This window comes from Thiomonas sp. DCM-2 (genome assembly GCF_056820905.1).
In genome coordinates this window covers 2,854,931-2,870,389 of record NZ_CM165962.1, presented here as the reverse complement: position 1 = coordinate 2,870,389, position 15,459 = coordinate 2,854,931, and the positions used below count along the sequence as shown (strand labels likewise).

General features: G+C 67.7%; 12 protein-coding genes and 1 other RNA gene. All 13 read left to right on the top strand.

Going from position 1 to position 15,459, the window contains the following annotated elements; genetic code table 11:
* Window positions 1-140 precede the first annotated feature (140 nt).
* The 13 genes from rnpB to AC1ZQA_RS13900 all read left to right on the top strand — a co-directional run bounded on the left by rnpB (window position 141) and on the right by AC1ZQA_RS13900 (window position 15,458).
* Window positions 141-484: RNase P RNA component class A (rnpB, locus tag AC1ZQA_RS13960), an RNA gene on the top strand.
* A 332-nt stretch (window positions 485-816) separates the two neighbouring features.
* A complete protein-coding gene (gene mraZ, locus AC1ZQA_RS13955; protein WP_482677454.1) occupies window positions 817-1,245 on the top strand; it encodes a division/cell wall cluster transcriptional repressor MraZ in 429 nt (142 codons plus the stop codon).
* A 6-nt stretch (window positions 1,246-1,251) separates the two neighbouring features.
* The gene (rsmH, locus tag AC1ZQA_RS13950; protein ID WP_482677453.1) at window positions 1,252-2,205 is read left to right on the top strand and encodes a 16S rRNA (cytosine(1402)-N(4))-methyltransferase RsmH; all 954 of its coding nucleotides are present in this window, start codon (window positions 1,252-1,254) and stop codon (window positions 2,203-2,205) included.
* A 7-nt stretch (window positions 2,206-2,212) separates the two neighbouring features.
* Window positions 2,213-2,545 (top strand): cell division protein FtsL, encoded by a 333-nt coding sequence (ftsL, locus tag AC1ZQA_RS13945; protein WP_482677452.1) that lies wholly within the window; start codon window positions 2,213-2,215, stop codon window positions 2,543-2,545.
* A complete protein-coding gene (locus AC1ZQA_RS13940) occupies window positions 2,542-4,332 on the top strand; it encodes a peptidoglycan D,D-transpeptidase FtsI family protein (protein WP_482677451.1) in 1,791 nt (596 codons plus the stop codon). The genes ftsL and AC1ZQA_RS13940 overlap by 4 nt, the downstream gene beginning before the upstream one ends.
* Window positions 4,329-7,256, top strand: a complete 2,928-nt coding sequence (gene murF, locus AC1ZQA_RS13935) for a bifunctional UDP-N-acetylmuramoyl-L-alanyl-D-glutamate--2,6-diaminopimelate ligase MurE/UDP-N-acetylmuramoyl-tripeptide--D-alanyl-D-alanine ligase MurF (RefSeq protein ID WP_482677450.1) — start codon at window positions 4,329-4,331, stop codon at window positions 7,254-7,256. The genes AC1ZQA_RS13940 and murF overlap by 4 nt, the downstream gene beginning before the upstream one ends.
* Entirely contained in the window at window positions 7,246-8,424 is a 1,179-nt protein-coding gene (gene mraY / locus AC1ZQA_RS13930) for a phospho-N-acetylmuramoyl-pentapeptide-transferase (protein ID WP_482677449.1), read from the top strand. The genes murF and mraY overlap by 11 nt, the downstream gene beginning before the upstream one ends.
* On the top strand, window positions 8,421-9,944 hold the full coding sequence (gene murD / locus AC1ZQA_RS13925; RefSeq protein ID WP_482677448.1) for a UDP-N-acetylmuramoyl-L-alanine--D-glutamate ligase: 1,524 nt from the start codon (window positions 8,421-8,423) through the stop codon (window positions 9,942-9,944). The genes mraY and murD overlap by 4 nt, the downstream gene beginning before the upstream one ends.
* Window positions 9,937-11,172, top strand: coding sequence for a putative lipid II flippase FtsW (gene ftsW, locus AC1ZQA_RS13920; protein WP_482677447.1), 1,236 nt, complete (start codon window positions 9,937-9,939; stop codon window positions 11,170-11,172). Before murD ends, ftsW begins: the two co-directional genes overlap by 8 nt.
* Window positions 11,169-12,269 (top strand): undecaprenyldiphospho-muramoylpentapeptide beta-N-acetylglucosaminyltransferase, encoded by a 1,101-nt coding sequence (gene murG / locus AC1ZQA_RS13915; protein WP_482677446.1) that lies wholly within the window; start codon window positions 11,169-11,171, stop codon window positions 12,267-12,269. The genes ftsW and murG overlap by 4 nt, the downstream gene beginning before the upstream one ends.
* Window positions 12,266-13,678, top strand: coding sequence for a UDP-N-acetylmuramate--L-alanine ligase (gene murC / locus AC1ZQA_RS13910; RefSeq protein WP_482677445.1), 1,413 nt, complete (start codon window positions 12,266-12,268; stop codon window positions 13,676-13,678). Before murG ends, murC begins: the two co-directional genes overlap by 4 nt.
* Entirely contained in the window at window positions 13,675-14,649 is a 975-nt protein-coding gene (locus AC1ZQA_RS13905) for a D-alanine--D-alanine ligase (RefSeq protein ID WP_482677444.1), read from the top strand. Before murC ends, AC1ZQA_RS13905 begins: the two co-directional genes overlap by 4 nt.
* Window positions 14,646-15,458: a cell division protein FtsQ/DivIB gene (locus AC1ZQA_RS13900; protein WP_482677443.1), complete on the top strand. Its 813-nt coding sequence runs from the start codon at window positions 14,646-14,648 to the stop codon at window positions 15,456-15,458. The genes AC1ZQA_RS13905 and AC1ZQA_RS13900 overlap by 4 nt, the downstream gene beginning before the upstream one ends.
* The last annotated feature ends 1 nt before the right edge of the window (window position 15,459 follow it).

The window sequence follows — 15,459 nt, the reverse complement described above, 5'->3', positions numbered from 1 at the left end:
CGATGAATCTAGTCTTTTGAATGCATGCGGACTTTGCCCTCGGTCAAGGTCTTGGGCATTCTCGGGGGCGTCGGCACGATGTGGCCCCACGTGTTGTGCCGCACCGGCGCCTGCTGGAAGCCGCGCATAATGTGCGCTGCGAAGCGGGGTGGGCAGTCGCGGTGCGCGCAGCGCATCGAGGAAGGTCCGGACTCCACAGGGCAGGATGACGGCTAACGGCCGTGCACGGTGACGTGACGAACAGGGCCACAGAGACGAGCAAGCGCCGGGCAACCGGCGTGGACGTGAAACGCGGCAACCTCCATCCGGAGCAACACCAAATAGGCAGACGCGTCGGCGGCAACGTCGGCACAGCGCGGCCCGCGCGAGTCTGCGGGTAGGTGGCTAGAGCCGTGCAGCAATGCGCGGCCCAGAGGAATGGCTGCCACGGCGCGGGTTTTCAGCCCGCGCTGCACAGAATCCGGCTTACAGCTCCGCTTCGCACTTTCCCCCTTGAACATGATTGGCCAGCGGGTCGGGCCTGCCCGCGCCTGGAGAGCGCTTGCGCGGCGTGATGGCGAGCTGCGCCTGATTTTCTCGAAAGAACTTTTACGAAGATCTCTAAAGCATTCATTTCTATGGGAAAGTTATCTTTATACTGGGATGATGAACAGTATCTAAGTCCTTGTTTTGTAAAAGAATTTTCAGGTTTCCAGGCTTGACCGCGGGCCTCGCCATCCCCTAAAGTGGCGAATAGTGCAAAAAAGTGGGGAATCGTGCAGGGCGCTGCGCAATTTCACCGGCCTCCACTGCAGCACGGCAACCGCGGGCGACTTCATGTTTATTGGCATTTCGGCACTCACACTGGACGGCAAGGGTCGCATGACCGTGCCTGCCCGGCATCGTGATCTGCTGATGGCGCGCGCGCAGGGCAAGCTGACCCTGACCAAGAGCCCGGACGGCTGTCTGCTGATGTTTTCCGACGACGAGTGGACGAGCTTTCGCGACAAGGTGCTGCAGTTGCCCATGTCGGCGCAGGGCTGGAAGCGCATCTATCTCGGCCATGCCACCGAGACTGAAATGGATGCGACCGGGCGGGTGCTGATCTCGCCCGAGCTGCGGCTGGCCGCAGGCCTGGAGCGCGAGGTCGATCTCATCGGCATGGGCAGGCACTTCGAGATCTGGGACCGCGCCAAGCATCAGGCGCAAGAGGCGACGGTGATCGAGGCAGGCATGCCCGAGGCCGTGCGCGACATTGTGCTGTGACCGTGTATGCGCCAGACCGTCCCCAACCCCAGCGCCGAATCGGCGCATCGCACCGTGTTGCTGCACGAAGCCGTCGATCAATTGCTGACCGACCCGGATGGCGTGTATCTGGACGCCACCTTCGGTCGCGGCGGACACAGCCGGGAAATCCTGCAGCGGCTGTCGCCACACGGTCGGCTGATTGCCATCGACCGCGATCCGCAGGCGGTGGCTGCGGCCGCGCAGATTCAAGACCCACGTTTTGTCGTGGTGCACGCCCCTTTTGCCGAGCTGTCCCGGGTGCTGCAGGCACAGGGCGTGCAGCAGGTGGCGGGGATGTTGTTCGATCTGGGGGTGTCTTCGCCACAGCTCGACCAACCCGAGCGCGGCTTCAGTTTTCGCGGCGATGGGCCGCTGGACATGCGCATGGACACCAGCAGCGGACAGACCGTTGCTGAGTTTCTGGCCGCTGCCAGCGTGGACGAGATTGCAACTGTGCTGAGGGATTATGGAGACGAACGGGCGGCTGTCCAGATTGCAAAGAAGATTGTGGCTCGCCGCGATGCCGGAGCGCCCCTCACGCGCAGCAGCGAGCTTGCCGCGCTGGTTGCCACAGCGGTCAAGAGCCGTGAACCGGGGCAGGACCCGGCCACCCGCACGTTTCAAGCTCTTCGGATTCATGTCAATGCCGAGCTTGCACAAATCGAAGCGGCGCTGAGCCAGGTCCTGTCGGTGCTGAGAATCGGCGGCCGCCTGGTGGTGATCAGCTTTCACTCGCTGGAGGATGCGCTGGTCAAGCGTTTCATTCAAACCCATGCTCGCCCGCCCGCGGTGGATCGCCGCCAGCCCTTTGTGCCCGGCGTTTCCGAGGAATTTGCACCTGCGCTGAAGGAAATTCTGCGCAGGCGACCGTCTGTGGACGAAATCAGCGGCAACCCCCGGTCGCGTTCGGCCATGCTGCGGGTGGCACAACGGGTGTGACGCTGCCATGATGACCCGCATCAATTTCCTTCTGCTGTTTGCCGTGGTGCTGTGCGCCATGTCGGTGGTGCGCGCGCAATATCAGGGGCGGAGGACGTTTGCGGCACTCGATGTGGCACAGCAGCGTGCCGAGCAGTTGCAGATGGACAAGGACCGCCTGCAGGTGGAGTATCGCGCCATGAGCGCGCCGGGCCGCATCGAACAGATCGCCCGCACCGAGCTGGACATGCGCCCGATCACGGCGGCGCGGACCGTGTTTGTCCGGGAGGGGCAGGTCACCCTGTCGCCCTTGCCGGTCCTGCCGCAGACGGCGCCAGCCAAAAAGGGGGCGCGTCGATGAAAAACCCGGCGTTGCGATCGCATGCGGCACCGGCCAGCTACGGCAAGAGCCCTCTGCTCAATGTCAAGCTGCCGCCGGGCCGCGCCTGGCTGGTGAAGTGGCTGCTGTTCGTCGTGTTTGCGGCGCTTGCGCTGCGCGCATTCTGGGTGCAGGTGTGGACGACCCAGTTCTATCAGAACCAGGGCGAGCTGCGCTTTGTGCGCACCATCGAGCTGCCGGCCATGCGGGGGCGCATTCTCGACCGCAACGGCAACATTCTGGCGTCCAGCATTCCGGCCAAGACCATCTGGGCCGATCCCACGCAGGTCGAGTCGAGTGACGACAAGGTGCGCCGCCTGGCTGAACTGCTCGGTCTGAACGCCGCCGATCTGCAGCGCCGCCTCGACTCGAACAAGCAGTTCGTCTACCTCAAGCGCCAGGTCGACATTGATGTGGCCCGGCAGGTCAAGGCACTGGGCATCAAGGGCATCTATGAATCGCCCAGCTACAAGCGCTATTACCCGGAAGGTTCGGCCGCGGCGCAGCTCATCGGTTTCTCCAATATCGAAGGCCAGGGCCAGGACGGCATGGAGCTGGCGCTGCAGCAGCGGCTGGCCGGGCATCCGGGCGTGCGCAAGGTGGTCAAGGACCGGCTGGGCAATGTGATCGAGGACGTCTCGGGCGGAGTGCCCCCGGTGGATGGGCAGGACGTGGTGCTGTCGATCGACAGCAAGATCCAGTACCTCACCTATCAGGCGCTCAAGCAGTCGGTGGTGGACAACAAGGCCAAGAACGGCAGCGCCGTGGTGATCGATGCCAAGACCGGCGAAATCCTGGCGATGGCCAACTACCCCAGCTTCGATCCCAACAGCCGCAGGAACATGAGCGAGTCGGACATCCGCAACTACGCGGTGACCGACGCGTTCGAGCCCGGCTCGGTGCTCAAGCCCATCACCCTGAGCGCGGCATTGCAGGCCGGCCTCATCACGCCGACCACGGTATTCCATACCGCGCCGGGCTGCCAGCAGTTCTTCGGCGCCAACATCTGCGACGACGACAACAACGGCAATATCGAGCTGCCGCAGGTCATCCAGTATTCGAGCAACGTCGCCACCTCGCAGGTGGTGAGCAAGATGCCGGCGCAGGTGCAGTGGAACATGTACACCGCGGTCGGCTTCGGCCAGCGTCCGCAGATCGAGTTTCCGGGCGCCACCAGCGGGCTGATGCGGCCGATGAAGCGCTGGCGCCCAATCGACCGCATCACCATGGGCTTCGGTTACGGCCTGGGCATTTCCACCCTGCAACTGGCGCATGCCTATCTGATTTTTGCCGACCGCGGCCGCATCTTCCCGGTCACGCTGTTCAAGCACGACCAGGCGCCCGAAGGCGTGCAGGTGGTCTCGCCCACCGTGGCACGCGAGATGCGCGGCATGCTGGCATTGGTCACCCAGCCCGGCGGCACTGCTCCGGCGGCGGCGGTGCCCGGCTACTCCACGGGCGGCAAGACCGGCACGGCGTGGATTGCCAGGAACGGCAGGTATGACAAGAAGTTGTTCCGTGCGCAGTTTGTGGGGCTCGCGCCGATCAACCACCCGGTGCTGGTGATGGCGGTCTCGATCGATCAGCCCACGGGCGGCAAGCATTTCGGCGGCCAGGTGTCGGCGCCGGTGTTTGGCGCGGTGGTGCCCCAGGCCCTGCGCATCCTGGGTGTGCAGCCCGATCTGCCGGTCAAGCCCGATCTGGTGCCCGCGCAGACCGCGCAAGCGCTGCAACTGCCTGCCGGTCAGACGACGAAGGGGGGCGCATGACCGCGGCGCTGCATTCCGTCGACGCCGTGCTTCAGGCTGTGCGCGCGCTGGGCGTGTCGCCCGCTGCGCCGTGGTCCACCGACACGCGCGCGCTGGCCGCAGGCGATGTGTTCGTCGCCTGGCCGGGCGCGGCGCGCGATCCGCGTCAGTTCGTCGCTCAGGCGCTGGCCGCGGGCGCAGCCGCCGTGCTGATCGAGGCCGATGGCGCGCAGCACTTCGGCTTTGCCGATGCACGCATCCTCGCCGTCCACGGGCTCAAGGCGCTGGCCGGGCCGCTGGCCGCCGCGTGGCATGGACATCCTTCGCAGACTGTGCGGCTGCTCGCGGTCACCGGAACCAACGGCAAGACCTCGTGCGCGCTGTGGACGGCGCAGGCGCTGTGCGCCGCGGGGCAGCGCTGCGGGGTGATCGGCACGCTGGGCGCCGGCTGGCCCGATGCGCTGCAGCCCACCGGGTTCACCACCCCCGACCCGGTGCGGCTGCAGGCCGTGCTCGCGGCGCTGCGCGACCAGGGCGCGCGCTGGTGCGCGATCGAGGCATCGAGCATCGGTCTGGTCGAACACCGTCTGGACGGCTGCGCCGTGCACGCCGCGGCGTTCACCAACCTCACCCAGGACCATCTGGACTACCACGGCGACATGGCCGCGTATGCGCAAGCCAAGCAGCGACTGTTCACCTGGCCCGGGTTGCGCCATGCCGTGCTCAACCGCGACGATGCGTTCGCTGCGCACACCCTGCTGCCCGACTGCCGCGCACGCGGGTTGCAGGTGCAGACCGTCTCGCTGCACACCGAGGCCGACTGGCGGGCTGAAGACCTGGTGCAGACCGCCATCGGCCAGCGGTTGACCCTGGTACATCATGGCGCGCGGCACAGCCTGGAATTGCCGGTGCTCGGCACGTTCAACCTGAGCAATCTGCTGGTGGTTGCCGCGCTGCTGCACACCACAGGGCTGAGCGACGACCAGATTCTCGCCGCGCTGCGCACCATCCGCCCGGTGCCCGGCAGGATGCAGATGCTCGGTGGGCGCGGCGCGCCGCTGGCGGTGATCGACTACGCGCACACCCCAGACGCGCTGGACAAGGCGCTCGCGGCGCTGCGCCCGGTGGCCGCAGCGCGCAAGGGCAAGCTGTGGTGCATCTTCGGCGCTGGTGGCGACCGCGACGCGCGCAAGCGTCCGCTGATGGCGCAGGCGGTCGAATCCCGCGCCGACCGTCTGGTGCTGACCATCGACAATCCGCGCAGCGAGGCGCCGGGCGCGATCCTGCAGGACCTGCTCGCCGGTCTGCAGCAGCCCGCGCAGGCGCTGCTGATCGAAGACCGCGCCGTGGCCATCGCCCAGACCCTGGCACATGCCGCGGTGCACGACGTGGTGCTGATCGCCGGCAAGGGCCACGAGGCCACGCAGGAGATCGCCGGGCGCAGGCTGGCGTTCAGCGATGCGTTTCATGCCCGCATTGCACTGGCCGAGCGCGGCGCCGGGCTGTTCACCCTGGGCGAGGCGCAGGGCTGGATCGGCAATGCGGCGCGGCTCCATGGCGACCCGGACACCCCGATCCACAGCGTGCAGACCGACAGCCGCAAGCTCACCCCGGGCGCGCTGTTCGTCGCGCTGCGCGGCGAACGCTTCGATGCGCACGACTTCTTGCCGCAGGCCGCTGCCGCGGGCGCAGCGGCGCTGCTCGGCGAGCGGGGCGTGGCGGACAGTGGGCTTGCCGGCATCGAGGTGCCCGATGCGCGCCGCGCGCTGGGCCTGCTGGCGCGCGGCTGGCGGCGGCAGCAGGCCCTGCCGTTGATCGCGGTGACCGGCTCCAACGGCAAGACCACGGTGACGCAGATGCTCGCCGCCATCCTCGCCGCGTGGCACGGCGAGCAGGCGCGGCTGGCCACGCAGGGCAATTTCAACAACGATGTCGGCGTGCCGCTGACCCTGCTGCGGCTGCGGCCGCAGCATCAGGCCGCGGTGGTCGAGCTCGGGATGAACCATCCGGGCGAGATCGCCTGGCTGGCGAGCCTGGCCGAGCCGACCGTCGCGCTGGTCAACAACGCGCAGCGCGAACATCAGGAATTCCTGCACGGCGTCGACGCGGTAGCGCGGGAAAACGGCGCGGTGCTCGCCGCGCTGCCGCCGCAGGGCGTGGCGGTATTCCCGCTGGACGAGGAGCACGGCCCGGTCTGGGCCGAACTCGCCGGCCGTCGCCGCTGCCTGCGGTTTGCGTTGCGTGAGACCGATGCTTTGCGTGTCGATGCCGAAGTCAGCGGCGTGGCGTTCTACCAGCAGGGCCAGCTGCGGCTGCAGCTGCACACCCCGGCCGGGCATGCCGAAATCGGCCTGCAGTTGCTCGGGCGGCACAACGCGCGCAACGCGCTGGCGGCAACCGCCGCGGCGCTGGCCGCGGGCGCGCCGCTCGATGCGATCTGCCGTGGACTCGAATCGTTTGCGCCGGTTGCGGGACGGCTGGTGCCGCATCGCCTGCAGTTTGCGGATGGACACCCTCTGCTGCTGATCGACGACAGCTACAACGCCAACCCGGATTCGGTGCGCGCCGCGATCGACGTGCTTGCCGAATTGCCGGGGCGCAGCCTGCTGCTGCTCGGCGACATGGGCGAGGTCGGCGACAACGGCCCGGCCTTCCATGCCGAGGTCGGCGCGTACGCGGCACAGCGCGGAGTCGCCGCGCTGTGGGCCTGCGGCGAATCGACCACGCAGACGGCAGCAGCCGCGCGCGCAGCGGGCATGGCCGACGTGCTCCACGCCGCCGACCCGACCGCGCTGCCGCTGCAGGCTGACACGCTGCGCGGCTTCGACACCGTGCTGGTCAAGGGATCGCGCTTCATGCACATGGAGCGGGCGGTGCAGGCCATTGTCGCGCTGGCCGCTTCCGCCCAAGGCACATCGCACCGGGAGGCGCCCCATGCTGCATAGCCTGGCGCTGTGGCTGATGGCGCAATCGCCCGAACTCGGTTTTTTCCGGGTGTTCAACTACATCACCTTCCGCGCGGTGATGAGCACGCTCACCGCGCTGATCATCGGCCTGCTCGCCGGCCCTGCGGTGATCCGCAAGCTCACCGCGATGAAGGTGGGGCAGGCGGTGCGGCAGGACGGGCCGCAGACCCATTTGATCAAGACCGGCACGCCGACCATGGGCGGGGTGCTCATCCTGCTGGCCATTGGCGTGTCCACGCTGCTGTGGATGGATCTGTCCAACCGCTTCGTCTGGCTGGTGCTGCTGGTGACCCTGGGCTTTGGCGCCATCGGCTGGGCAGACGATTACCGCAAGGTGGTGTACCGCGACCCCAACGGCATGCGCTCGCGCGACAAGTATTTCTGGCAGACGCTGATCGGCGTGGCGGCGGCGTTCTATCTGGCGTTTGCGGTGTCGGGCAAGAGCAATGCGGCGGTGTGGCATTTGTTCATCGAATGGCTGCGCAGCGGCATGACCATGCCGCTGCCGCCGGCGTCCGACCTGATCGTGCCGTTCTTCAAGTCGGTGAGCTATCCGCTGGGGGTGACCGGCTTCATCGTGCTGAGCTATCTGGTGATCGTCGGCAGCAGCAACGCGGTCAACCTCACCGACGGCGCCGACGGCCTGGCCATCATGCCCGTGGTGATGGTGGGCAGTTCGCTCGGCGTGTTCGCCTACGTGACCGGCAACGCGGTGTATTCCAAATACCTGCTGTTCCCCTTCATTCCCGGCACCGGGGAGCTGCTGATCTTCGTTGGCGCGATGGTCGGCGCGGGCCTGGCGTTTCTGTGGTTCAACGCCTATCCGGCGCAGGTGTTCATGGGCGACGTGGGCGCGCTGGCGCTGGGCGGGGCCCTGGGCACCATCGCGGTGATGGTGCGGCAGGAAATCGTGCTGGCCATCATGGGCGGGGTGTTCGTCGCCGAAACCGTGTCGGTGATGATCCAGGTGAGCTATTTCAAGTACACCAAAAAGAAATACGGGGTCGGGCGGCGCATTTTCAAGATGGCGCCGCTGCACCATCACTTCGAGCAGCTCGGGGTCAAGGAATCGCAGGTGGTGGTGCGGTTCTGGATCGTCACCATGATTCTTTGCCTGGTCGGGCTGGCCAGCCTGAAGCTGCGATGAAGCTGCGCGATCTGTCCGTTCTGGTGCTCGGCCTGGGCGAATCCGGCCTGGCGATGGCGCGCTGGTGCGTCGCGCAGGGCGCGCGCGTGCGCGTGGCCGACAGCCGCGAACAACCGCCCGGGCTGGCCGCGCTCGCGCAGGAATTGCCCGAGGTGGGCGCGAAGTGCGGCAGGCTGAACGCCGACGCACTGGGCGATGCGCAACTCTTGCTGCGCAGCCCGGGCATTGCGCCGCATGCGGCCGAGTTCGCCGCCATCGTCCAGGCGGCCGAGCAGCGCGGCGTGCCGATCGCCGGCGAGCTGCATCTGTTCCAGTGGGCGCTCGATGCACTGCGCGCCGACAGCGGCTACGCGCCCAAGGTGATTGCGATCACCGGCACCAATGGCAAGACCACGGTCACGCGCCTGACCGGGCTGATGCTCGAACGCGCCGGGTGGAGCGTGGCCGTGGCCGGAAACATCTCGCCGGCCATGCTCGACGTGCTGCGTGAGCGCATCGCGCAGCACACGCTGCCGCAGGCCTGGGTGCTGGAGCTTTCCAGCTTCCAGCTGCACGGCACGACCAGGTTCCGGGCGGATGCCGCCACCGTGCTCAACCTCACCCAGGATCATCTCGACTGGCATGGCGACATGGCGGCGTACGCCGCAGACAAGGCGCAGATTTTCGGCGATAGCGATTGGACCGGCGTCATGGTGCTCAACCGCGACGACGCCGCGGTGATGGCGATGCAGCGGCCCGGTCGGCGCGTGCGTCGCTTCGGTCTGGCTGCACCGCAGCAGCCGGGAGACTGGGGCGTGGTGCGCGACGGCGGCATCGACTGGCTGGCGCGCGCGCTGCCCGATCTCGAGTCCGAGGACGCGCTGCTGGCCGCCAAGCCCGCGCGCCACGGCAAGCCGGCTGCGCAGCCGGCCGAGCTCACGCTGCAACGCCTGATGCCAGCGGAAGCGCTGCGCATCCAGGGCGCGCACAACATCGCCAACGCGCTGGCCGCGCTGGCGCTGGCAGATGCGGTCGGCGCGCCGCTGGCGCCGATGCTGCACGCGCTGCGCGATTACCGCGGCGAGCCGCATCGCATGCAGACCGTGGCAGAGATCGGCGGGGTGCGCTGGATCGACGACAGCAAGGGCACCAATGTCGGCGCGACGGTCGCGGCACTGGCCGGAATGGATCGTCCGGTGGTGCTGATCGCCGGCGGCGACGGCAAGGGGCAGGACTTTTCGCCGCTGCGCACGCAGGCCGCGCGGCTGCGGGCCGCGGTGCTGATTGGCCGCGATGCGCAGGCCATTGCCGACGCGCTGCAAGGGCTCGTCCCGATCACGTTCACGCAGTCCCTGGAGCAGGCAGTGCAGCACGCCGCCACGCTGGCGCAGACCGGCGACGCGGCGCTGTTGTCTCCCGCCTGTGCCAGTCTGGACATGTTCCGCAACTATGCGCACCGCGCCGAGGTGTTCGCCGCTGCCGTGCGCGATCTGGCAGAGCAACGCGGCCAGCCGTGGGTCGAAGGAGGCGCTCATGCTTGAGCGTCTGCTGCCATCGTTCGGACGTCGCCGCGACAAGGCGGCGGCCGACCTGCCGGTGCGTGTGGGCCATGTGGCGCCGCGCCAGTCGCGCATGCTCGACTACGACCAGAACCTGGTCTGGGTCACGCTGCTGCTGCTGGCCTTCGGCCTGGTCATGGTGTATTCGGCGACGATTTCGTTTCACGACTCGCCACGCTATGCGCAGTGGTCGCCCTATCACTATTTCGTGCGCGATCTGTTTTCCATCGCCGCAGCGCTGCTGGCGAGCTGGATCGTGGTGCAGATTCCGATGGTCGAACTGCAGAAGTGGTCATCGCGTTTCTTCTTCCTTTCCCTGATCGGGCTGGTCGTGGTGCTGTTGCCGCACATCGGCAAGGATGTCAACGGCTCCAAGCGCTGGGTGGTCTTCCCCGGCGGGCTGAACTTCCAGCCGTCCGAGCTGGTCAAGCTCACCGCGCTGCTCTACGCCGCCGACTTCATGGTGCGCAAGCAGGACGTGAAGCAGAGCTTCCTCAAGACCTTCGCCCCGATGATGGCGGTGATGGTGGTGGTGGGGGTCTTGCTGCTGGCCGAGCCCGACATGGGCGCGTTTCTGGTGATCGCCTCGCTGACCATGGCCATCCTGTTCCTCGGCGGGGCCAACGGCAAGCTGTTCGCACTCGCCAGCGTGGCGGTGATCGGCGCGTTCGTGCTGATGATCGTGCTGTCGCCCTGGCGGCGCGATCGCATCTTCGCCTACCTCAATCCCTGGGCTGAAGCGAATGCGCTGGGCAGCGCGTATCAGCTCTCGCACGCGCTCATCGCCATGGGACGTGGCGAATGGTTCGGCGTCGGCCTGGGCGGCAGCATCGAGAAGCTGCATTACCTGCCCGAGGCGCACACCGACTTTCTGCTGGCCATCATCGGCGAGGAACTCGGGCTGGTGGGCGTGGGTGTGGTGATCTTCGCGTTCTTCTGGATCGTGCGTCGCGCCTTCGACATCGGCCGTCAGGCGCTGGTGCTCGACCGCATGTACAGCGCGCTGGTGGCACAGGGCGTGGGGGTGTGGATCGGTGGGCAGGCCTTCATCAACATCGGTGTGAATCTCGGCCTGCTGCCCACCAAGGGGTTGACCCTGCCGCTGATGAGCTACGGCGGCTCGGCCCTGCTGCTCAACTGCATGGCGATTGCCGTGCTGCTGCGGGTGGATTTCGAGAACCGGGTCTTGATGCGTGGAGGTCATGTATGACCGAACGCAAACCGGTTGCCGTGATCATGGCCGGCGGCACGGGCGGCCATATCTTCCCCGGAATCGCCGTGGGGCAGGGGCTGCGCGCTGCGGGCTGGGCGGTCCACTGGATGGGCGCGCCCAGCGGCATGGAGGCGCAGCTCGCGCCGCAGCACGGCTTTGACATGCTGTGGGTGCGCTTTGGCGGGCTGCGCGGCAAGGGGCTGCTGACCAAGCTGTTGCTCCCCGTGAATCTGCTGCGGGCGTTCTGGCAGGCGCTGCGCGGGCTGCGCCGCATCAAAGCCGACGTGGTGGTGAGCATGGGCGGTTACATCGCCTTTCCCGGCGGGCTGATGAGTGTGTGGGCCGGCGCCAGGCTGGTGGTGCATGAGCAGAACGCCGTGGCTGGTCTGGCCAACAAGGTGCTCGCGCGCCTGGCCGATCGCAGCTACACCGCGTTTCCCGATGTGCTGCCCGGGGCGCAGTGGGTAGGCAATCCGATGCGTGCCGAGATCTGCGCGCTGCCCGCGCCCGAGCAGCGCTATGCCGCACGCAGCGGGCCGCTGCGCCTGCTGGTCGTGGGCGGCAGCCTGGGCGCGCAGGCGCTCAATACCCTGGTGCCGCAGGCGCTGGCGCTGCTGCCCGAGAACGAGCGCCCGCAGGTGCGGCACCAGAGTGGCGCCAAGCATCTGCCCGCGTTGCAGCAGGCGTACGCCGACGCCAAGGTGCAGGCCGACTGCGTTGCGTTCATCGACGACATGGCTGCGGCGTATGCGCAGGCAGACCTCGTGATCTGCCGCGCCGGTGCCTCGACCGTCACCGAAGTGGCCTGTGCGGGGGTGGCGGCGCTGTTCGTGCCATTTCCACATGCGGTCGATGACCATCAGACGGCCAACGCGCAATTTCTCGCAGGCCGCGCGGCGGCGCTGCTGGTGCAACAACGCGACCTCGGCGCGCAGGCGCTTGCCGATTCTCTGCGCGGACTGGACCGCACGCGGCTGCTGCAACTGGCCCGCGCCGCGCGCGCGCTGGCGCAACCCGGTGCGGTGCAGGCCGTGGTGGACGGCTGCAACGCGCTGCTGTCGCGGCACACATCCATCCAAGGACAAGGGCGATGAAACACGCCATTCGCAAGATTCATTTCGTCGGCATCGGCGGCGCCGGGATGAGCGGCATTGCCGAGGTGCTGCACAACCTGGGCTATGGCATCAGCGGCTCTGACCTGAGCGAGAGCGCCACGGTGCAGCGTCTGCGCGGTCTGGGGCTGCGCGTGGCCATTGGGCACGACGCGGCGCATGTGCAGGACGCCGATGCCGTGGTCATCTCCACGGCGGTGCAGGGCAACAACCCCGAGGTGCTGGCTGCGCGGGCGCGCCATATTCCGGTGGTGCCGCGTGCGGTCATGCTGGCCGAGCTGATGCGCCTCAAGCGCGGCATCGCGATTGCCGGCACGCACGGCAAGACCACGACCACCAGCCTGGTGGCCAGTGTGCTGGCCGAGGGCGGGCTCGATCCGACCTTCGTCATCGGCGGCAAGCTCAACAGCGCCGGGGTCAACGCCAAGCTCGGGCAGGGCGAGTACATCGTGGTCGAGGCCGACGAGTCCGACGCGTCTTTTCTGAACCTGCTGCCGGTCATGGCCGTGGTCACCAATATCGACGCCGACCACATGGACACCTACGGCCACGATCCGGCCCGGCTGCGCCATGCCTTTGTCGATTTCCTCTCGCGTCTGCCGTTTTACGGCGCCGCAGTGCTGTGCGTGGACGATGCGGCGGTGCGCCAGATCCTGCCCTTCATCTCCAAGCCCATTACCAGCTACGGGTTTTCCGAGGACGCGCAGGTGCGCGCCATCGACGTGCAGGCCGACGGTGCGCAGATGCGCTTCACCGCGCTGCGGCGCAATGGCGTGCAGCTGCCGCCCCTGCCCATCACCCTGAACCTGCCTGGCCGCCACAACGTGCAGAACGCGCTGGCGGCCATTGCCGTGGCCACCGAGCTCAATGTGGACGACGCGGCCATTCAGCGCGCGCTGGCCGCCTTCCACGGCGTGGGGCGGCGCTTCCAGCGCTACGGCGAAGTGCCTGCGCAGGGCGGTGGGTACTTCACCCTGATCGACGACTACGGCCATCACCCGGTGGAAATGGCCGCGACCGTTGCTGCCGCGCGCGGCGCGTTTCCCGGTCGTCGGCTGGTGCTGGCCTTCCAGCCGCACCGCTACACCCGCACCCGCGACCTGTTCGAGGACTTTGTGAAAGTGCTGGGCGACGCCGACGCCGTGCTGCTGGCCGAGGTCTACGCGGCAGGCGAGGCGCCGCTGGTGGCGGCAGACGGCCGCAGCCTGGCGCGCGCCGTGCGCGTGGCCGGCAAGACCGAGCCGGTGTTCGTCGAGGCCATCGCCGACATGCCGCGTGCCATTGTGGACATGGCCCGCGACGGCGATGTGGTGATCTGCATGGGCGCGGGCTCGATCGGCGGCGTGCCTGCGCAGACCGCCGCGCTGGCGGCAAAGGAGAACACGCCATGACTTCCTGGCCGCAAATCGATCCGCGTGGCATGGGCCGTGTCGCCGTGCTCATGGGCGGCATGTCCGCCGAGCGCGAGATCTCGCTGATGTCGGGCAAGGGCGTGCTCGCCGCGCTGCAGTCGCGCGGGGTGGACGCCTTCGCCTTCGATCCGGCGGTGGACGATCTGGCTGCGCTCAAGTCGTTTGGCGCGCAGCGGGCGTTCATCAACCTGCATGGCCGCTGGGGCGAGGACGGCACGGTGCAGGGTGCGCTGGAGCTGCTGGGCATTCCCTACACCGGCCCCGGCGTGCTGGCGTCCGCCCTGGCCATCGACAAGGCCATGACCAAGCGGCTGTGGCATTTCGAAGGTCTGCCCACGCCGCAGTGGCGCGAAGTCGACTCTCTGGACGCGGCGCGTGCTGCCGCCGCCGAACTGGGTTTTCCGCTGATTTTCAAGGCCACGCATGAGGGCTCGACCCTGGGCCTGAAGCGCGCCGACAGCGCCGCAGAGGTGGAGGCCGCTTACCTGGAGGCCGCGCGCTACGACAACAAGGTGCTGGTCGAACAGTTCATCGTCGGCGACGAAGTGACCTGCGGCGTGATCGGTGCGGGTGACGCGGCCCGCGCGCTGCCGCTGATCCGCATCGTCGCCCCCGACGGCAACTACGACTACGAGCACAAGTATTTCAGCGACGACACCCGCTACATCTGCCCGAGCGAGTTGCCAGCGGACGAGGAGGCGCGCATCCAGGATCTGGTGCTGCGCAGCTACCGCGCCCTGGGTTGCCGTGGCTGGGCGCGTGCGGACATCATGATCCGCGCCACCGACCGCCAGCCCTTCCTGCTGGAAATCAACACCTCGCCGGGCATGACCGGGCATTCACTCGTGCCCATGGCCGCGCGCGTGGCCGGGCTGGAGTATGCCGACCTGTGCCTGCTGATCCTGAGCATGGCGGCACTCGATCAACCGCACCGGAGTGTGAGTCGATGAGCCGCACAGCCCCGCGCGAACTGCCGCTCGACATCCGCCTGATGCAGGGTACCTCGCGTGCCCTGTTCTGGCTAGTGGCGCTGGGCTGCCTGTTCGTGGCCGGGCACTGGCTGATGCAGCGCAGCTGGTGGGACATCCGCGCCGTGCGCCTGCAGGGCGATCTGCAACGCATCAGCCCGGTCACGGTGCGGGCAGACGCCCTGCCGCAGTTGCAGGGCAATTTCCTCACCATCAACCTGGCGCAGGCGCAGCGGGTGTTCGAACAACTGCCCTGGGTGCGGGCCGCGGTGGTGCAGCGCCTGTGGCCCATGCAGCTGGCCGTCACGCTCCAGGCGCAGCAGCCGGTGGCCCTTTGGCGCGAGACCGGGGGTGCGCCGCAGCTGCTCAATGCCGAGGGGCAACCGTTCAACGCCAACCTGGGCGAAGTCCAGGGTCTTGGACTGCCGCAATTGAGCGGGCCGTCCGGCAGCGGCATGCAGGTGCTGCAGATGAGCCAGACCCTGCAACCCGTGCTGCAGGGCGCGCACCAGAGCCTGTCCGCGCTGACCCTGGGCAGCGGAGGCAACTGGAGTCTGCAGACCCGCACCGGTCTGCACATCGACATGGGCAGCGCGCCCGACAGCATGGCAACCCAGCAGCGCCTGAAGCAGTTCCTGGAACTGATGCCGCAACTGGAGGCGCGCTACGGCCGCCCGATCGACAGCGTGGATCTGCGCTACCCCAATGGCTTCGCCGTGCATCTGCAGGGCGTGGAGCTGCCGGGGATGGACAAGACGACAAAACCGCATTCTGCGGGGAGGAAAGACTGAC